Source organism: Pengzhenrongella phosphoraccumulans (assembly GCF_045689905.1).
GTDB lineage: Bacteria > Actinomycetota > Actinomycetes > Actinomycetales > Cellulomonadaceae > Pengzhenrongella > Pengzhenrongella phosphoraccumulans.
The window spans coordinates 136,901-156,376 of sequence record NZ_CP144210.1; the positions used below are offsets into that span (position 1 = coordinate 136,901).

At 71.2% G+C, this 19,476-nt stretch carries 15 protein-coding genes; 6 read left to right on the top strand and 9 right to left on the bottom strand.

The window, feature by feature from the left end; translation table 11 throughout:
* Positions 1 to 17: 17 nt before the first annotated feature.
* Entirely contained in the window at positions 18 to 2,996 is a 2,979-nt protein-coding gene (uvrA, locus tag VTA80_RS00695) for an excinuclease ABC subunit UvrA (RefSeq protein WP_407343511.1), read from the bottom strand.
* Between the two features lie 87 nt (positions 2,997 to 3,083).
* On the opposite strand from uvrA, the gene VTA80_RS00700 reads away from it, so the two are divergent.
* From VTA80_RS00700 to VTA80_RS00715, 4 genes are all read left to right on the top strand, one after another.
* On the top strand, positions 3,084 to 4,955 hold the full coding sequence (locus VTA80_RS00700) for a glycoside hydrolase family 15 protein (protein ID WP_407343512.1): 1,872 nt from the start codon (positions 3,084 to 3,086) through the stop codon (positions 4,953 to 4,955).
* On the top strand, positions 4,939 to 5,646 hold the full coding sequence (locus tag VTA80_RS00705; RefSeq protein ID WP_407343513.1) for an MBL fold metallo-hydrolase: 708 nt from the start codon (positions 4,939 to 4,941) through the stop codon (positions 5,644 to 5,646). Before VTA80_RS00700 ends, VTA80_RS00705 begins: the two co-directional genes overlap by 17 nt.
* Positions 5,647 to 5,738: 92 nt before the next feature.
* Entirely contained in the window at positions 5,739 to 6,146 is a 408-nt protein-coding gene (locus tag VTA80_RS00710; protein ID WP_407343514.1) for a hypothetical protein, read from the top strand.
* Between the two features lie 78 nt (positions 6,147 to 6,224).
* Positions 6,225 to 6,515 (top strand): YciI family protein, encoded by a 291-nt coding sequence (locus VTA80_RS00715; RefSeq protein WP_407343515.1) that lies wholly within the window; start codon positions 6,225 to 6,227, stop codon positions 6,513 to 6,515.
* Here VTA80_RS00715 and VTA80_RS00720 read toward each other — a convergent pair.
* The 6 genes from VTA80_RS00720 to VTA80_RS00745 form a co-directional block, all read right to left on the bottom strand.
* The gene (locus VTA80_RS00720) at positions 6,494 to 7,507 is read right to left on the bottom strand and encodes a TerC/Alx family metal homeostasis membrane protein (RefSeq protein WP_407343516.1); all 1,014 of its coding nucleotides are present in this window, start codon (positions 7,505 to 7,507) and stop codon (positions 6,494 to 6,496) included. The genes VTA80_RS00715 and VTA80_RS00720 overlap by 22 nt on opposite strands.
* 233 nt (positions 7,508 to 7,740) lie before the next feature.
* Entirely contained in the window at positions 7,741 to 9,840 is a 2,100-nt protein-coding gene (gene uvrB, locus VTA80_RS00725) for an excinuclease ABC subunit UvrB (protein ID WP_407343517.1), read from the bottom strand.
* Positions 9,841 to 9,923: 83 nt separating this feature from the next.
* Entirely contained in the window at positions 9,924 to 10,550 is a 627-nt protein-coding gene (gene coaE, locus VTA80_RS00730) for a dephospho-CoA kinase (protein ID WP_407343518.1), read from the bottom strand.
* A 118-nt stretch (positions 10,551 to 10,668) separates the two neighbouring features.
* Positions 10,669 to 11,550, bottom strand: coding sequence for a siderophore-interacting protein (locus VTA80_RS00735; RefSeq protein WP_407343519.1), 882 nt, complete (start codon positions 11,548 to 11,550; stop codon positions 10,669 to 10,671).
* A gap of 136 nt (positions 11,551 to 11,686) precedes the next feature.
* Positions 11,687 to 13,195, bottom strand: a complete 1,509-nt coding sequence (gene rpsA, locus VTA80_RS00740; protein WP_407343520.1) for a 30S ribosomal protein S1 — start codon at positions 13,193 to 13,195, stop codon at positions 11,687 to 11,689.
* A 152-nt stretch (positions 13,196 to 13,347) separates the two neighbouring features.
* On the bottom strand, positions 13,348 to 14,373 hold the full coding sequence (locus tag VTA80_RS00745; protein ID WP_407343521.1) for a 6-phosphofructokinase: 1,026 nt from the start codon (positions 14,371 to 14,373) through the stop codon (positions 13,348 to 13,350).
* A gap of 172 nt (positions 14,374 to 14,545) precedes the next feature.
* Between VTA80_RS00745 and VTA80_RS00750 the strand changes: the two genes are divergently transcribed.
* Complete coding sequence (locus VTA80_RS00750; RefSeq protein ID WP_407343522.1) at positions 14,546 to 15,349, top strand: class I SAM-dependent methyltransferase; 804 nt, start codon at positions 14,546 to 14,548, stop codon at positions 15,347 to 15,349.
* A gap of 13 nt (positions 15,350 to 15,362) precedes the next feature.
* Here VTA80_RS00750 and polA read toward each other — a convergent pair whose 3' ends face one another.
* Positions 15,363 to 18,101 carry a DNA polymerase I gene (polA, locus tag VTA80_RS00755; protein ID WP_407343523.1) on the bottom strand — a complete coding sequence of 913 codons (2,739 nt, stop codon included), beginning with the start codon at positions 18,099 to 18,101 and terminating at the stop codon, positions 15,363 to 15,365.
* Between polA and VTA80_RS00760 the strand changes: the two genes are divergently transcribed.
* Positions 18,100 to 18,519: a PaaI family thioesterase gene (locus tag VTA80_RS00760; protein WP_407343524.1), complete on the top strand. Its 420-nt coding sequence runs from the start codon at positions 18,100 to 18,102 to the stop codon at positions 18,517 to 18,519. The two genes, polA and VTA80_RS00760, sit on opposite strands and share 2 nt — an antisense overlap.
* On the opposite strand, the gene VTA80_RS00765 is transcribed toward VTA80_RS00760, so the two are convergent.
* On the bottom strand, positions 18,429 to 19,196 hold the full coding sequence (locus tag VTA80_RS00765; protein WP_407343525.1) for a GNAT family N-acetyltransferase: 768 nt from the start codon (positions 19,194 to 19,196) through the stop codon (positions 18,429 to 18,431). The two genes, VTA80_RS00760 and VTA80_RS00765, sit on opposite strands and share 91 nt — an antisense overlap.
* Positions 19,197 to 19,476: the final 280 nt, after the last annotated feature.

Sequence of the window (19,476 nt, forward strand, 5' to 3'; positions counted from 1 at the left end):
GCGCGCGTGAAGTTCCCCTAGCTCGACTTGGCCGCCGCACGCGCCTTCGCGCTGCGCGCCGGGGTCTTGCGCTTCGCCGCAGCGGTGACCTTCGAGGTCCCGTTCGACGCCGCCGCCACCGGCTTGCGCGCGGGGGCGACAGCCGGACCGGCCTTCAGCGTGGCGGCGAGGAACTGGCCCGTGTAGCTGGCCTCGACCGTCGCCACGTGCTCCGGGGTGCCCTCGGCCACGACCATGCCGCCGCCGCTGCCGCCCTCGGGGCCCATGTCGATGACCCAGTCGGCGTTCTTGATCACGTCGAGGTTGTGCTCGATCACCAGCACGCTGTTGCCCTTGTCGACGAGCGACTGCAGCACGCCGAGCAGCTTGCGGATGTCCTCGAAGTGCAGCCCGGTCGTGGGCTCGTCGAGCACGTAGATCGTCCGGCCGGTGGACCGCTTCTGCAGCTCCGCGGCCAGCTTGACGCGCTGCGCCTCGCCACCCGAGAGGGTCGGGGCGGGCTGACCGAGCCGGACGTACCCGAGGCCGACGTCGACCAGCGTGCGCAGATGCCGCGCGATCGCCGGCACCGCGGCGAAGAACTCCGCGGCCTCCTCGATCGGCATGTGCAGCACGTCGGCGACCGTCTTGCCCTTGAAGTGCACCTCGAGCGTCTCGCGGTTGTACCGCGCGGAGTGGCACACCTCGCACGGCACGTAGACGTCCGGCAGGAAGTTCATCTCGATCTTCAGCGTGCCGTCGCCCGAGCACGCCTCGCAGCGACCGCCCTTGACGTTGAACGAGAACCGACCGGGCGCGTAGCCGCGCACCTTGGCCTCGGTCGTCTCCGCGAACAGCCGGCGGACGTGGTCCCACACCCCGGTGTACGTCGCGGGGTTGGACCGCGGCGTGCGGCCGATCGGACCCTGGTCGACGTGCACGACCTTGTCCAGGTGCTCGAGGCCCGTGACCCGCTTGTGCCGACCCGCGACCTGCCGCGCGCCGTTCAGCTCGTTGGCGAGCACCGTGTACAAGATCGTGTTGACCAGCGTCGACTTGCCCGACCCTGAGACGCCCGTGATCGCGACCAGGGTGCCCAGCGGGAAGGACACGTCGATGCCCTGCAGGTTGTGCTCGCGCGCCCCGACGACCGTCAGCATCCGGTCGGGGTCGATGTGGCGTCGCTCGGTCGGCATCGGGATCGACCGCCGCCCGGACAGGTACGCCCCGGTGACCGAGTCCTGGGTGGCGAGCAGCCCCGCGAGGTCCCCCGAGTGCACGACGCGGCCACCGTGCTCGCCCGCGCCGGGACCGATGTCGACGATCCAGTCGGCCGAGCGGATGGTGTCCTCGTCGTGCTCGACGACGATCAACGTGTTGCCGAGGTCGCGCAGGCGAGTGAGCGTCTCGATCAGGCGCCGGTTGTCGCGCTGGTGCAGACCGATGCTCGGCTCGTCCAGGACGTAGAGCACCCCGACGAGGCCGGAGCCGATCTGGGTCGCGAGCCGGATCCGCTGCGCCTCTCCGCCGGACAGCGTCCCCGCGGGACGCTCCAGCGAGAGGTAGTCCAGCCCGACGTCGAGCAGGAAGCCCAGGCGCGCCTGGATCTCCTTGAGCACCTGCGCCGCGATGGCCTTCTCGCGCACCCCGAGCTCGAGGGCGGCGAGGAAGTCGCGCGCCTCCCGCAGCGGCAGCGCGCAGACCTCGGCGATCGACGAGCCGCCAACCTTGACGGCGAGCACCTCGGGCTTGAGCCGTGCGCCCTCGCAGACGGGGCACGGCACCTCGCGCATGAACGCCTCGTACTTCTCCTTGCTCCACTCCGACTCGGTCTCGCCGTGCCGGCGCTGCAGGAACGTGATGACGCCCTCGAACCCGGTCGAGTACTGCCGCTCGCGACCCCAGCGGTTCTTGTACTTGACCTTGACCTCGTGGTTCTCGCCGTACATCACCGCGTCCTTCGCGCGCTGCGGCAGCGCGCGCCAGGGCGCGTCCATCGAGAAGCCGAGATCGCTCGCGAGCGCGGACAGCACCCGCTCGAAGTACTCCGACGAGATCTGTGCCCATGGCGCGACGGCGCCGTCGGCCAACGAGAGGTCCTCGTCCGGGATGACGAGATCGGGGTCGACCTCGAGCCGGCTGCCGATCCCGGTGCATTCGGGGCAGGCGCCGTACGGCGCGTTAAACGAGAACGTGCGCGGCTCGATCTCCTCGAGCGCCAGCTGGTGGTCGTTCGGGCAGGCCCGGTGCTCGGAGAACCGGCGCTCGCGGGTGGGGTCGTCCACGTCGGCGTCGACCAGGTCGACGACGAGCAGGCCGCCGGCCAGGCCGAGCGCGGTCTCGACGGAGTCCGTCAGCCGGCGACGCACGCCCTCCTTGGACACGAGCCGGTCGATGACCACCTCGATGTCGTGCTTGAGCTTCTTCTCCAGCGTGGGCGGCTCGGAGAGCTGGATCACGACGCCGTCGACCCGGGCGCGGGCGAAGCCCTTGGCCTGCAGCTCCTTGAACAGCTCGGCGTACTCCCCCTTGCGGCCGCGCACGACCGGGGCGAGCACCTGGTAGCGCACGCCCTCGGGCAGCTCGAGCAGCCGGTCCACGATCTGCTGGGGGGTCTGCTTGCTGACCTGCTCGCCGCACTCCGGGCAGAACTGGGTGCCGGCGCGCGCGAACAGCAGGCGCAGGTAGTCGTAGACCTCGGTGATCGTGCCGACGGTCGACCGCGGGTTGCGGTTGGTCGACTTCTGGTCGATCGACACCGCGGGCGACAGGCCCTCGATGAAGTCGACGTCGGGCTTGTCCATCTGCCCGAGAAACTGGCGGGCGTACGCGGACAGCGACTCGACGTAGCGGCGCTGGCCCTCGGCGAAGATCGTGTCGAACGCCAGCGAGGACTTGCCGGAGCCGGACAGGCCGGTGAACACGATGAGCTTGTCCCGAGGGAGATCGAGATCGACGTTGCGAAGGTTGTGCTCGCGAGCACCCTGGACTATGAGTCGGTCGTTCACGTCGACCATGCTACGGCGAAAAATCCCGTGCGTACACCTGTTCGAAGGCACCCGTTTGGTGGGCCTCGTCACGCCAACGACGCCAGACTGACTCCGGTGACCACTACTCGGTTCGTGCCACCGATCCCGATCGAGGACTATGCCGCGCTCGGCGATGGGCAGACCGCCGCCCTCGTCTCCCTGCACGGCTCGGTCGACTGGCTGTGCCTGCCCCGGTTCGACTCCCCGGCGTGTTTCGCGGCCCTGCTCGGCGGGCCCGAGCACGGGCGCTGGCTGCTCACGGTCCCCGACGCGACGCAGGTCACCCGCCGGTACGACGGCGACTCGTTCGTGCTGCTCACGACCTATGTCTCGCCGTCGGGCACGGCCGTGGTGCGCGAGGCGATGCCGCTGGGGGACGGCCGCGCCGACCTCGTGCGACGCCTCGAGGTGCTCACCGGCACGGTCACGGTCGAGCACGAGTGGATCGTGCGGTTCGGCTACGGCGCGATCCAGCCCTGGGTGCGACGCGTCACCGACCCGGACGGTCACGTCGCGATCCGGGCGATCGCGGGCCCGGACTCGCTCGTGCTGCGCGGTGACCGGCTGCCGAAGGCGTCCGGCCACCGTCATCGGGACGTGTTCGACCTCACGGCGGGCCAGTCCGTGGAGTTCGCCACGACCTGGACACCGTCGTGGGCGCCCGTACCGGTACAGCTCTCGATCCCCGACCGCCTGGAGGCGACCCGAGCCCGGTGGGGCGAGTGGGCGCGCAGCTGCCGCTATCACGGCTCGTACCGGGAGTCGGTCCTCCGGTCGCTGCTGGTCCTGCGGCTGCTCACCGACGCCGACACCGGCGGGATCGTCGCGGCGGCCACGACCTCGCTGCCCGAGGACCTCGGCGGCGAGCGCAACTGGGACTACCGCTACTGCTGGCTGCGCGACGCCGCCCTCACCCTGGAGGCGCTGCTCGAGTACGGCTACAACGACGCGGCCGCCGACTGGCGGGCCTGGCTGCTGCGCGCGGTCGCCGGCCGCCCCCAGGACCTGCAGATCATGTACGGCGCGGACGGCCGGCGGGACCTGCCCGAGCGCGAGCTCGGGCACCTGCCGGGGTACGCCGGCTCGCGCCCGGTGCGGATCGGGAACGGCGCGGTCAGCCAGCTCCAGAACGACGTGCTCGGCGAGGTCATGTGCGCGCTGCACCTGGCCCGGCACGCCGGGCTGCTCGACACCCGGGACACCTGGGCGCTGCAGCGCCGCCTCGTCGAGCACCTCGAGACCCGGTGGCGCGAGCCGGACCACGGCATCTGGGAGGTCCGCGGGGCACGCCGCCACTTCACCCACTCGAAGGTGATGGCGTGGGCGGCGCTGGACCGCGCGGTGCACGCGGTCGAGGAGCACGGGCTGACCGGGCCGGTCGAGCGCTGGCGCGCGGTCCGGGCCGAGATCCACGCCGACGTGCTCGCGCACGGGTACGACGCCGTGCGGGGCACGTTCGTCCAGTACTACGGCGCCACCCACACGGACGCCGCGCTGCTCCAGATGGTCCAGGTGGGCTTCCTGCCCGCCGACGACCCTCGATTCCTCGGCACGCTGGCCGCGATCCGGGCCGAGCTGGAGACCGACGTCGGCCTGGTGCGGCGCTACCGGACGGACCTGACCGACGACGGGCTGCCCGGCGGCGAGCACCCGTTCCTCGCATGCAGCTTCTGGCTGGCCGACGCCGTCGCCCGCACCGGCGACCAGGCCGAGGCGGGCCGGCTGCTGGACCGCCTGACCGCGTTGGCCAACGACGTCGGGCTACTCTCCGAGGAGTACGACGCCGCCGGTGGCCGGCTGGTCGGGAACTTCCCGCAGGCCCTGTCGCACCTCGCGCTCGTGCGCGCGGTCTACAGCCACGACTGCGCCGTGCGCCGCGCCGCCCGCACCGGGGGTTCGGACCGCTCGCCCGAGACCCAGGAGGCCACCCGTGCCCTACACCGGTGAGGTCGTCCCCGGCGGACCGACCGACGTCCGCGAGCTCGACGAGCTCACCGTGCGCAAGGCCACCGTCGGGCCGATGAGCAACAACGCCTACCTGCTGACCTGCCGCGCGACCGGCGCGCAGGCGTTGATCGACGCCGCCGACGAGCCCGACCGCCTGCTCGCGCTCGTGCGGGAGGGCTCGGCCTGGTCGCGGCTGGACCTCGTCGTGACCACGCACCGGCACGCGGACCACCAGCAGGGGCTCGCCCCCGTCGTCGCCGCCACCGGTGCGACGACCGCCGCGGGCGCCGAGGACGCCGCCGGGATCGCGGTCCCGACCGTCCGCACCCTGCGGGACGGCGACGTGCTCGCGCTCGGGAACCTCACGCTCGAGGTCGTCGCGCTGCGCGGGCACACCCCGGGGTCGATCGCGCTCGCCTACCGCGAGCCCGCCCGGGAACCCGGGTCCGCCGCCGGGCCCGGCGAGGCCGCGCCCGGTCGCGTCCACCTGTTCACCGGGGACTCCCTGTTCCCCGGAGGCCCCGGCAAGACCGCCGGCCCGCCCGAGTTCGACCGCCTCCTGGGCGATCTGACGACGCGCGTGTTCGACCGGTTCGACGACACGACCTGGGTGTATCCCGGCCACGGGGCCGACACCACGCTCGCTGTCGAGCGGCCTCAGCTCCCGCAGTGGCGCGCCCGCGGCTGGTGACCAGGGCGGCGCCGACCAGGCCCGCTCACGGTGGGGGGCATTGCTGGCTTACGCTCGACGCCCCACCCGATGCCATCCGCCAGGAGACAGCTGTGAACCCCGCCACCGGCCCTGCGCCCGATGACGACCAGGCCGCGCCGCGGCGCTGGTGGGACAACGAGCGCATGCGGCGCACGCGCCTCGCCGCGGGCGAGCGCCTACGCCCCCGGGCCGAGCCTGCCGGCGCGCCTGCCCCGACCGGGGTCGGCTTCCCGTTCATCCGGCCCAGGACCCGCGACTGGGTCTTCTGGTGGGCCGTGGCGCTCGCGGTCGTCGCGCTCGTCTTCCTGGCGATCGACGTCACGCAGCGCTACGACGGCTTCAACCTGTCGGCGTGGCTGATCGACGGCGCCATCGGTCTCCCGCTGATCCTCGTGGTCGCCGTCCTCCCGGTCGCGGCGGTCCGGGCCTTCATCCGCGCGCAGCGCACGCGCGCCCGGGCCCGCCGCAACCGCGCCTGATCAGCCGGCAGGCGGCGACCGCTCGACCCCGCCGGACCCCGCGCCGACCGTCGCCCGGACTGCGGCAGGATGGCCGCCATGACCACCTTCGCTGTGCAGTACACGTACGACGGCCGCACCGCCCGCCGAGACGAGGTGCGGCCCGCCCACCGCGCGTTCCTCGCCGGACTCGCCGAGGCGGGGTCGTTGCTGGCCTCGGGCCCCCTGGCCGACGACGGTCACGCGCCCGGCGCGCTCCTGATCGTGGCGGCGGACTCCGACGTGCAGGCCGCCAGCATGCTCGACGACGACCCGTTCGTCCGCGACGGCCTGATCGCCGCGCGCGTGATCCGGGAGTGGGTCCAGGTCTACGGACCCTGGACCGCCTGAACCGCAGCCTTGGCCGCGCGCCGGTCGTCGCGGCGGACCTTGGCCAGGCTCACGACGGTGGTGACCAGCAGGGTCACCAGGATCACCCCGAGCGAGACCCCGATGGACAGCTGCGGGGCCCATTCCACCGACTGCCCGCCGTTGATGAACGGGAGCTCGTTCTCGTGCAACGCGTTGAGCAGCAGCTTGACCCCGATGAAGCCGAGCAGCACCGCGAGCCCGATGTTGAGGTACACGAGCCGGGTCAGCAGCTCACCGAGCAGGAAGTACAGCTGCCGCAACCCCATCAGGGCGAAGATGTTCGCCATCAGGATGAGGTAGGGCTCGCTCGTCAGACCGAAGATGGCCGGGATCGAGTCGAACGCGAACAGCAGGTCGGTCGCCCCGAGCGCCACGAGGACCAGGAGCATCGGGGTCACCAACCGCTTGGTCCCCTCGCGGACGGTCAGGTGCACGCCGTGCCAGTCCGGCGTCGACGGCAGGACGCGCTGAAGCCAGCGCAGCACGAACGGCGGGTGGAACTCGTCGTCGTCCAGCTCGCCCTCGCGGCCCACCTTGATGGCCGTCCAGATGAGGAACGCACCGAAGAGGTAGAAGACCCAGGAGAAGTTCGAGATCGCGGCGGCCCCGAGCCCGATGAAGATCCCGCGGAACACCAGCGCGAGGATGATGCCGACGAGCAGCGCGGACTGCTGCAGCTTCCGCGGCACGCCGAACTTGGCCATGATCAGCAGGAAGACGAAGAGGTTGTCGACCGAGAGCGAGTACTCGGTCAGCCAGCCGGCGTAGAACTCCCCCGCGTACCGCGCGCCGCTCACGGCCCAGACGCCGAGGCCGAACAGCAGCGCGAGGCCGATGTAGAGCGCCAGGTAGCGCAGGCACTCGGCGGTCGACGGCACGTGCGGGCGCCGTCCGACGATGACGATGTCGACGACGAGCAGGCCGACGGCGAGGCCGAGCGACACCAGCCAGACGAGCGGGGACACATCCACAGAGCAAACCTCCGGTACGCGAACGACGGGAACCGAAGGTCTCCTCCGCCCTGTCGCGAGCGACCTGGACCGATGGCACCGGGACGACTTTCGAAGTCGGCCGTGATGACGACACCACCGCGCGGGAGTACTCCCCAACGAAGAACAAGCCTAAGCCATCGCTCCCCTCGCATGCCCGCGGGGGTCCCAGCCCGCGGCCGCGCTGGTAGGCATCCCCCACGGCGCGTAGCCCCTCAGGCGGTGGCCGCGTTCATCTGCCGCAGCTCCTTCTTGAGCCCGGAGATCTCGTCGCGCAGGCGCGCGGCGAGCTCGAACTGCAGCTCGGCCGCGGCGGCGTGCATCTGGTCGCTGAGCTCCTGGATCAGCTCGGCCAGCTCGCCCGCGGCCACGCCCGCCAACCCGATCCGCGAGCCGACGGGAGCGGCCCCACGGCCGGTCACCGCAGCCCGGCCCCGCGGGTCCTTGCGGTACCCGCCGGCGAGGAGCTCGGCGGTGTCGACGTCCTCGCGGTTGAGCATGTCGGTGATGTCACCGATCTTCTTGCGCAGCGGCGTCGGGTCGATCCCGTGCTCCAGGTTGTACGCGACCTGCTTCGCCCGACGGCGCGTCGTCTCGTCGATCGCCTTCGCCATCGCGGCGGTGATCTTGTCGGCGTACATGTGCACCTCGCCCGAGACGTTGCGGGCGGCGCGGCCGATCGTCTGGATGAGCGACGTCCCGGACCGCAGGAAGCCCTCCTTGTCGGCGTCGAGGATGCTCACGAGCGAGACCTCGGGCAGGTCGAGGCCCTCCCGCAGCAGGTTGATGCCCACCAGGACGTCGAACTGCCCCATGCGCAGCTCGCGCAGCAGCTCGACCCGACGCAGCGTGTCGACCTCCGAGTGCAGGTAGCGCACCCGCACGCCCTTCTCGAGCAGGTAGTCGGTGAGGTCCTCCGACATCTTCTTGGTCAGCGTCGTGACGAGCACGCGCTCGTTGCGCTCGGCGCGGACCCGGATCTCCTCGAGCAGGTCGTCGATCTGCCCGGCGGTCGGCTTGACCACGATCTGCGGGTCGACCAGCCCGGTCGGACGGATGATCTGCTCGACCGTGCCGTCGGCCATCGAGAGCTCGTAGTTGCCGGGGGTGGCGGACAGGTAGACCGTCTGCCCGACCCGCTCGACGAACTCGTCCCACCGCAAGGGCCGGTTGTCCATCGCGCTGGGCAGCCGGAACCCGAAGTCGACGAGGTTCCGCTTGCGGGACCGGTCCCCCTCGTACATCGCGCCGATCTGCGGCACGGTCACATGCGACTCGTCGATGACCAGGAGGAAGTCCTCGGGGAAGTAGTCGAGCAGCGTGTGCGGCGCCGTCCCCGGGTCCCGACCGTCGATGTGCCGCGAGTAGTTCTCGATGCCGGAGCACGACCCGATCTGCCGCATCATCTCGATGTCGTAGGTGGTCCGCATGCGCAGCCGCTGCGCCTCGAGCAGCTTGCCCTGCCGCTCGAACTCCTCGAGCCGGAGGGCGAGCTCGGCCTCGATCGTGCCGATCGCCTTCTCCATCCGCTCCGGACCGGCGACGTAGTGCGTGGCGGGGAAGATGAACATCTGCTCCTCGGACCGCACCACGTCCCCCGTGAGCGGGTGCAGCGTCTGGATCGCCTCGATCTCGTCCCCGAAGAACTCGATCCGGATCGCCAGCTCCTCGTACACCGGGATGATCTCGACCGTGTCGCCGCGCACCCGGAACGTGCCGCGGGTGAACGCGATGTCGTTGCGGCTGTACTGCATCGTGACGAACTTGCGCAGCAGGTCGTCGCGGACGATGTGGTCCCCGACGGACAGCCGGACCATCCGGTCGACGTACTCCTGCGGGGTGCCCAGGCCGTAGATGCAGGACACCGAGGCGACCACGATCACGTCGCGCCGGGTCAGCAGCGAGCTCGTCGCGGAGTGCCGCAGCCGCTCGACCTCGTCGTTGATCGACGAGTCCTTCTCGATGAAGGTGTCCGTCTGCGCGATGTACGCCTCGGGCTGGTAGTAGTCGTAGTACGAGACGAAGTACTCGACCGCGTTGTTCGGCAGCAGCTCCTTGAACTCCGTGGCCAGCTGGGCCGCGAGCGTCTTGTTCGGGGCCATCACGAGAGTGGGGCGCTGCAGCTTCTCGATGAGCCACGCCGTGGTCGCGGACTTGCCCGTCCCGGTCGCGCCGAGCAGGACGACGTCCTTCTCCCCCGCCTGGATCCGGTTCGTGAGGTCGGCGATCGCGCTCGGCTGATCGCCCGACGGGGTGTAGTCGGAGATGACCTCGAACGGCGCAACGGTTCGCTGCAGATCAGTGACTGGACGCATGCGTCAACCGTACGACGCGCCACCCACACGCGCGGTCGGGCCCCAGGACCCGGACGACGGCGGCCCCGCGCGGCTGCGGGACCTCAGGGCTCGGCGTTCACTTCGGCGTTGCGCTCCTGCAAGATCCGGGCCCACAGCTCGTCCACCTGGGCCACCAGGTCATCGACGGTCCGCGTGCCGTCGAGCACGACGTCGGCCACGGCCAGCCGGGTCGCGTCGTCGACCTGGGACCCGATGCGGGCGCGCGCCTCGGCGTCGGACAGGCCACGCTCGGCGACGAGGCGGCGGATCCGCTGCTCCGCGGGCGTGTGCACCACGACGAGCAGGTGGAACGTCTCCGCCTGCCCGGTCTCGATGAGCAGGGGGATGTCGTGCACGACGACGGCCCCGGCGTCGGCGGTCGCGGCGGCCGCCTCACGCTCGGCGGCCAGTCGCCGCACGATCGGGTGGACGACGGCGTTGAGCCGCGCGAGCGCCGCCGGGTCCGCGAACACGATGCGGCCGAGCGCCTCGCGGTCGAGCGACCCGTCCGCGCCGAGGATGCCCTCGCCGAACGTCTCGACGACCTGCTCGAGGCCGATCGACCCGGGCCGCACGGCCTCACGCGCCAAGTGGTCGGAGTCGATGACGACAGCCCCGAGCTCGGCCAGGTGGCTCGCGACCACCGACTTGCCCGCCGCGATCCCGCCGGTCAGTCCGATGCGTTGCATCGAGCCATGATGCCGCACCACACCCGACGCGCGCAGGCCGACCACCCCGCGGACGGCCGCCTTCCGAGGACCCCTGTCCGACAGCGACCGCTTCGCCCGGTTCAGCCGGTCAGCTGGTTCAGTCGACGTCGGCAGGGTCGATCGGCGCGTGGTGGTCGAAGTCGTCCGTCCCGCGGCGCCAGAAACCCTCGATCTCGACCTGCCGGGCCGGCAGCGCGAGCTCACGACGCAGGTACCGGCGCACGCCCACGAGCGACCCCGCCTCCCCGCCGGCCCACACATAGGTGCGCTCGCCGAGCGGACCGCACAGGCGCACGGCCTGCTCGAGCACGTCGGAGGTGCCCGGCTCGCCGCGGCGGCGCAGCCACAGGACCTCGGTGCCCCGCGGCAGCGTCGGCAGGTAGGCCTCGTCGGCCACCGAGGACACCTCGGCGAGCACTCGGACCAACGTGCCGGCGGGCAGCAGCTCGAGCCAGCGCGCGATCGCGGGCAGCGCCGTCTCGTCGCCGACCAGGAGGTACGAGGCGAACCCCTCGGGCACGAGCTTCGAGGTCTTGGGGCCGGCCACCACGAGCGGGTCGCCGACCGCGGCGCGAGCGGCCCAGGCCGCAGCGGGCCCGACGCCGTCGTGCAGGACGAGGTCGAGTTCCAGCTCCGCGGTCGCGCCGGGACCGCCCGGCCGGAACGCGCGCGGGGTGTAGTTGCGCGAGTGCACGACGCCCTGCGCGGGCGGCTGGAGGCCGTCGGGCGTCAGGGTCGGGGCGGCGAGCTCACCGGTGGCGGGATCGGGGAAGAAGACCTTGACGTGGTCGGTCGGCCCGGTGGACTCGAACCCGGCGAGCTCCGCACCCACGAGCGTGACCCGGACCATGCCGGGGGTCACCCGCGTCACCGCGGACACCGTCAGGTGCCGCACCGCGAGCGGGTGCGGGATCCGCCGTCGGGCCACCCCTTGCACCGGACCGGACGAAAAGGAGCTGCCCCGCACGACCTGATTCACAGGAAAGACCCTAACCCACACGCGTCAGCCGAGGCCGGGCGCACCAGGGGTCGGTGGCGCCCAGGGGGTCGGGCGCACAAAAACAGCCGGGCCGGGCACCTTGCGGTGACCGGCCCGGCTGGGACGTGCAGGTGGATCAGTTACCGGTGAGCTTCTCGCGCAGTGCGGCGAGCGCCTCGTCCGACGCGAGCGTGCCAGACGCCTCGTCCTCCGGGGCGGCCGACGAGTAGCTGGACGACGAGCTGCTCGAGGAAGAGCTGCTCGACGAGCTGCTGCTCGAAGAGGAGGAGCCACCGGCCGCAGCCTCGAGGTCCGCCTTCGCGGCCGCGAGAACCTGCTTGCGGTGTGCTTCCCAACGCTCGTGCGCGGTCGCGTACTGGCCTTCCCAGACCTCGCGCTGGGCGTCGAAGCCCTCGCGCCACTCGTTCGTCTCCGGGTCGAAACCGTCCGGGTACTTGTAGTTCCCGGCCTCGTCGTACTCGGCCGTCATGCCGTACAGCGCGGGGTCGAAGTCCTCGCTGGTGGCGTCGAGGCCCTCGTTCGCCTGCTTCAGCGAGAGCGAGATGCGGCGACGCTCGAGGTCGATGTCGATGACCTTGACGAACACGTCGTCGCCGACCTGGACGACCTGCTCCGGGATCTCGACGTGGCGCACGGCCAGCTCCGAGATGTGCACAAGGCCCTCGATGCCGTCCTCGACGCGAACGAACGCGCCGAACGGGACGAGCTTGGTGACCTTACCGGGGACGACCTGACCGATGGCGTGCGTCCGGGCGAAGGCCTGCCACGGGTCTTCCTGCGTCGCCTTGAGCGACAGGGAGACACGCTCGCGGTCGAAGTCGACGTCGAGAACCTCGACGGTGACCTCCTGGCCGACCTCGACAACCTCGGAGGGGTGGTCGATGTGCTTCCAGGACAGCTCGGAGACGTGCACGAGGCCGTCTACGCCACCGAGGTCGACGAACGCACCGAAGTTGACGATCGAGGAGACGACACCGGGGCGGACCTGGCCCTTCTGCAGGGTCTGCAGGAAGGTCGAGCGCACCTCCGACTGGGTCTGCTCGAGCCAGGCACGGCGCGACAGGACCACGTTGTTGCGGTTCTTGTCGAGCTCGATGATCTTGGCCTCGATCTCCTTGCCGACGTACGGCTGGAGGTCGCGGACGCGACGCATCTCCACGAGGGAGGCGGGCAGGAAGCCACGCAGGCCGATGTCGAGGATGAGTCCACCCTTGACGACCTCGATGACGGTACCGGTGACGACGCCGTCTTCTTCCTTGATCTTCTCGATCGTGCCCCAGGCACGCTCGTACTGGGCGCGCTTCTTCGACAGGATCAGCCGACCCTCTTTGTCCTCCTTCTGGAGGACCAGAGCCTCGACCACGTCACCGACCTTGACGACATCGCCGGGGTCCACGTCGTGCTTGATGGACAGCTCGCGGGAGGGGATGACGCCTTCGGTCTTGTACCCGATGTCGAGAAGGACCTCGTCGCGGTCGACCTTGACGATGGTGCCCTCGACGATGTCGCCATCGTTGAAGTACTTGATGGTGGCGTCAACGGCGGCGAGGAAGTCCTCAGCCGAGCCGATGTCGTTGATAGCGACCTGCGGGGTGGCGGATTTCGCCGAGGTGGAGATGGTCATTGAGTCGTTTGCTCCGATGCGGACAGGATCTAGTGCGGACAGGGACCGTGCGATTGCGTTCGATGGCGGCCGGACGTCACATGGACGTGCGTCACCGGCGTGAATCTTATCGGTGCCGCGTAGCACGGTCAAAGCGGCTACGGGGCGCTCCGTCAGGCCAGCGCCCGCGCGACGTCGAGAAGATCGGCGGGGACGACCTTGATCTTGCCCGCGATCTCGGGCAGCGGAACCATGACGATGTCCTCGCCGCGCAGTGCCGTCATCACGTCGGACTCGCCGCGGGTGACCGCATCGACGGCCGCGACGCCGAAGCGCGAGCCGAGGATCCGGTCGGTCGGGGTCGGGCTGCCGCCGCGCTGGACGTGGCCCAGGACGGTGAGGCGCGCGTCGAACCCGGTGCGCTGCTCGATCTCGTTCTTGACCCGCTCGCCGATGGCTCCGGCGACGATCTCGCCGAACTTGCCGACCGGCACCTCGTAGTCCATCGCCGAACCCTTGAGCGGGACAGCGCCCTCCGCGACCACGACGATCGAGAAGCTCGCGTGCGAACGGTGCCGGTGCTTGAGGTACTTGACGATCTTCTCGATGTCGAACGGCTCCTCGGGGGTGAGGACGACCTCGGCCCCGCCGGCGATCGCCGACGTCACCGCGATCCAGCCCGCGTGGTGCCCCATGACCTCGACCACCATGACGCGGTTGTGGCTCTCGGCCGTGGTGTGCAGCCGGTCGATCGCCTCGGTCGCGATCCAGACGGCGGTGTCGAAGCCGATGGACTGATCGGTGCCGTACACGTCGTTGTCGATGGTCTTGGGGATCGCGACGATCTTGACGCCCGCCTCGGCCACCTTGCTCGCCGCGTGCAGCGTGCCGTCGCCACCGATGCAGATCAGCGCGTCGATCCGCTCCTGCTCCAGCGTGGCCAGCACAGCCTCGATGCCGCCGTCCGCCGCCGTCGGGTGGTACCGCGCGGTGCCCAGCATCGTGCCGCCGACCTGCAGCACGTTGCGGATCTGCTGGCGCGAGACGGGCGTGACGTCGCCGTCGACCACCCCGCGCCACCCGTTGCGGAACCCGACGATCGTGTGCCCGTGCTCGCCTTCGCCACGCTTGACGACGGCGCGGATCGCTGCGTTCAGGCCGGGGACGTCACCGCCGCCAGTCAGCAGACCGATTCGCATGCGCACTCCTTAGTTCGTTCCCGTGTCGAGCAGATTTCCGGGGAAGCGACGCTGCTGCGCACCGGCCACGATCAGCCTAGGGGCCGCCGGTCGCCCTCCCCGGGTCCGATGGTCCCGCCCGCGCGCCGGAGCCCGCGCAAGCGTCCGGTCCCCGGACTGCGAAACTACCGCCATGGCCTCCTCACGCTCCTTCGCGGGCTTTCGCGACGTCCCGCCCGACGACGGCGGCCGCGCGGGCCGGGGCTGGTGGGACGCCAACGCGCTCGAGTACCTGGACGAGCACGGCGACTTCCTCGGGGACGCCGACTTCTGCTGGTGCCCGGAAGGCCTGCGGGAGGCCGACGCGCACCTGCTCGGCGACGTCGCCGGTCGGGACGTGCTCGAGGTGGGCTCGGGCGCCGCCCAGTGCTCGCGCTGGCTGCGCACGCAGGGTGCGCGGGCCGTGGCCACGGACGTGTCGCACGGCATGCTGGCCGCCGGCCGGGGCCTGGACGCGGCCGCCGGCGTCGCCACGCCCGCGCTGCAGGCGGACGCTCGCGCCCTGCCGTTCGCCGACGGGTCGTTCGACTGCGTGTTCACCGCGTTCGGGGCGCTGCCCTTCGTGCCCGACGCCGACCGGGTCCACGCCGAGGTCGCCCGCGTGCTCCGGCCGGGCGGGCGGTGGGTGTTCGCGGTGACGCACCCGATCCGGTGGGCCTTCCCGGACGACCCGAGCGAGCGCGGCCTGACCGCGACCCGGTCCTACTTCGACCGCACGCCGTACGTCGAGACCGACGACGCCGGGCGCGTGATCTACGCGGAGTACCACCGCACGCTCGGGGACCACCTGGCCGACGTCGTGGCCGCGGGCCTGGTCGTCGAGCGTCTGGTCGAGCCGACCTGGCCGGCCGGGCACGACCGCACCTGGGGCGGCTGGGGACCCGTGCGCGGCGCCCTGCTCCCCGGCACCGCCATCTTCGTCACCCGCCGCCCCTGACCTCTCCCAAGGGTCAGTGCCCAGCGGTGTGCCAGCTCTCGCCGACGCCGACCGAGACGTCCAGCGGGACCGTCAGCACGGCCGCCGCCCCCATCTCGGCGCGCACGAGCGCCTCGACCTCCTCGCGCTCGCCCGGCGCGACCTCGAGCAGCAGCTCGTCGTGGACCTGGAGCAAGAGCCGGGTGCCGAGCCCCCGGGAGGTGAGCTCGCGGTCCACCCCGAGCATCGCCACCTTGATGAGGTCGGCGGCGCTGCCCTGGATGGGCGCGTTCAGCGCCATCCGCTCCGCCATCTCGCGGCGCTGCCGGTTGTCGCTCGTGAGGTCGGGCAGGTAGCGGCGCCGGCCGAGGATCGTGGCCGTGTAGCCGGTGGCCCGCGCCTCGTCGACGACGCCCGTGAGGTAGTCCCGCACACCGCCGAACCGGGAGAAGTAGTCCTCCATGAGCTTCGCCGCCTCGCCCACCTCGATGCTGAGCTGCTTGGACAGCCCGAACGAGGACAGGCCGTAGGCCAACCCGTAGGACATCGCCTTGATCTTCGAGCGCATCGCCGGCGTCACCTCGTCCACGCCCACCGAGAACACCCGCGACGCGACGTAGTTGTGCAGGTCCTCACCGGTGTTGAACGCCTCGATGAGGGCCTCGTCGCCGGACAGGTGCGCCATGATCCGCATCTCGATTTGGCTGTAGTCGGCGGTCAGCAGCGTCTCGTAGCCGGCGCCGACGACGAACGCGCGCCGGATGCGCCGACCCGCCTCCGTGCGGATCGGGATGTTCTGCAGGTTCGGGTCGGTCGAGGACAACCGACCCGTGGCCGCGATCGTCTGCTGAAAGCTGGTGTGGATCCGGCTGTCGTCCGCGACGGACCGCAGCAACCCCTCCACCGTCTGCCGCAACCGGATCGCGTCGCGGTGGTCGAGCAGGTGCTGCAGGAACGGGTGCCCCGTCTTCTCGAACAGGTCCGTCAGCGCCGCGGCGTCGGTCGTGAAGCCCGTCTTGATCTTCTTGGTCTTCGGCATCCCGAGCTGGTCGAACAGGACCTCCTGGAGCTGCTTGGGCGACCCGAGGTTCACCTCGCGATCGATCACCAGGTAGGCGTCCGCCGCCGCGCCGACGACGATCGCGTCGAAGTGCTTCTCGAGCTCGGACAGGTAGCCGACGTCGGCCGCGATCCCGGCGTGCTCCATCCGCGCGAGCACGTCGACGAGCGGCAGCTCGAGCGACTCGAGGAGCTCGAGGCCACCACGGTCGGCGAGCTCGCCGGTGAGGACCTCGGCCAGCTCGACGACGGCGGCGGCGCGCACCCCCGCGCGCCGTCCCTCGTCGGAACCGTCCATCTCGAGGTCGAGCGCGCCCTGCCCGCCCCCCGACGAGTCGTCGCTGCGCAGCTCGCGGTGCAGGTACCCGATCGCGAGGTCGGCCAGCTCGTACCCGCGGCGGTCCGGCTGGCACAGGTACGCGGCGAGCTCGGTGTCGAAGGTGACCCCCGCCAGGGTGAAGCCACGACCCGTGAGCGCGTGCCAGGCCTCCTTCGAGGCGTGCACCGCCTTGGTCGCGGTCGGGTCGGCGAGCCAGGCCGCGAGCGCGGCCTCGTCGACCGGCATCACGGCCGTCAGGTCGAAGGCCACCGCCTCGCCCGCGCCGTCGGCGATGGCGATGCCCCAGGCGTCCCCGCCCGAGGACGCCCCCGAGCCGCGCACGTCGAGCCCGAGCCGCGTGCCCACGCGCTCCGCCAGCCAGGCCTCGAGGGCTCCCTCGTCGAGCGCGGCGACCGACAGCTCGGCGGCCTCGCCCGGACCGGTGTCGTCCCCTTCCGACGGGACCATCGCGAACAGCCGCTCGCGCAGCACGCGGAACTGGAGCGCGTCGAAGACGGTCTGCATCGCCTCGCGGTCCCACGGGCGCACGGCGAGGTCCTCCGGCCCGAGCGGGAGCTCGAGGTCGACGAGCAGCCGGTTGAGCTGGCGGTTGAGCAGCACCTGGTCGAGGTTCGCCCGCAGCGACTCCCCGGCCTTGCCGGGAACCTGGTCGGCGCTCGCGACGATCCCCTCGAGCCCGCCGTAGGCGTGGATCCACTTCGCGGCCGTCTTGGGCCCGACGCCCGGGATGCCCGGGAGGTTGTCGCTCGTCTCGCCGACGAGCGCCGCGATGTCCGGGTAGCGCTCCGGCGGCACGCCGTACTTCGCCTGGACGACGGCGGGCGTCATGCGGGTGAGCTCCGAGACCCCCTTGACCGGGTAGAGCACCGTGACCTGGTCGTTGACGAGCTGCAGCGCATCGCGGTCACCCGTGCAGATGAGGACCTCCATCCCGGCCCCGCGCGCCTGGACCGCGAGCGTGGCGAGGATGTCGTCGGCCTCGAAGTTGACCTTCTCGAGGACCGAGATGTGCAGCGTCGCGAGGATCTCGCGGATCAGGGGCACCTGCCCCTTGAAGGGCTCGGGCGTCGCATCGCGCGTGCCCTTGTACTCGGGGTACACCTCGGTGCGGAACGTCGTGCGGCCGGCGTCGAACGCGACCGCGACGTGGGTCGGCGCCTCGTCGCGGAGCAGGTTCGCGAGCATCGAGGTGAAACCGTAGACGGCGTTCGTCGGCTGCCCCGTCGAGGTCGAGAACTTGTCGACCGGAAGGGCGAAGAACGCCCGATAAGCCATGGAGTGCCCGTCGATGATCAGCAGACGGGGCGGAGACGAGGCCGCGCGAGGCGCGGCGGATGGTGGATTGACGCTCACGGGTGCCAACCTATCTGCCATGACCGACACCGAATCCGCCCAGAGCCTGCGCGCGCTCGCCGCCGGCACCCTTCTCGAACGCATGGGGATCGAGATCCTGGAGGTCAGCGCGTCGCGCGCCGTCGGCACGATGCCCGTCGCAGGCAACACCCAGCCGTACGGCCTCCTGCACGGCGGCGCGAACGTCGTGCTCGCGGAGAGCCTCGGGTCGTTGGCGGCGATGGCGCACGCCGGCGCGGGTCGGATCGCGGTCGGAATCGAGGTCAACGCGACCCATCACCGCTCGGCGCGGTCGGGCCTCGTCACGGGGACGGCGACGGCGCTGCACCTGGGCCGGACCACCGCGACCTACGAGATCGTGGTGGAAGACTCCGAGTCACGGCGGCTGGCGACCGCACGCTTGACGTGCATGCTGATCGACTCGCGGCCGGCGGTCTGACCCGCCGCCGGGCCGCCGGCGTCGGCCGCTGCCGCCGCCGCTGCTGCTTCGGCGTCGAGCACCGCGCGCACGTCCCGCAGGTCGAGCGGTCCGGTCTCCGTCTCGATGCGGACCTGACGCCGCCGGGCGATCAGGTCTTCGAGCCCTCGGGTCGCGCCGCGCTTGCGGAAGCCTGAGTTCGCGGGCTCCCCCGCGAGCCGCCGCTGGAGCGTCTGCGTGGCCACCACCCGGTGCGCGGCCGCGGGCGCGAAACCCATCCGGACGAAGAACCGCTGGACGCCGCGCGCTCCGGGCAGGTGCACGGCGAACACCTGGGTCGCGCCGGCCTGCTCGGCAGCCGCGCACGCGCCCGCGAGGAGGGCGTGACCCAAGCCGCGCCGACGGGCGCTGTCGGCGACGTAGAGCGCTTCCACATGCAGGGTGATGTCGGGGGCGAAGGGACCGCGCCCCACGACTCGCGCGAGCAGGAGCCCCGCGACGTCGTCGTCCAGCACGCCGATCAGGACCTTCGTACCAGGGGTGACCAGGAGGGTGGCGAACTGGTCACGCAGCACCTCGGCGTCCGTGCCCCGCGGATCGGGACTCGCCGGCGACTCGGTCCGGGCGGCCAGGCAGAGCGCGACCAAACCCTCGAGGTCTTCCGCGACCGCCAGCCTGACCTGAGCACCTGGGCGCACGTCGACGAGCCTCCTTCACGTGGCGGACGGGGCCGTCTTGGAACGCTCGTCTCGAGCAGCCCACCCCCGATGGCAGGACAACGCCTGCCTTGATGACATCGACCCTAACCCCCGGGGACTTGAGTCCGGTATCACCCCAACCGGTGACTCTTGGACCAATGACCAGATTGAACCGGCCGTCTATGACATATTCACGACACATTCATTCCCTAGGGTCCTGTCCCAACCGGTAGAGCGACCCCGTTCGTCGGCCAGCGTGGCCGCTTCGTGCCAGACCCCT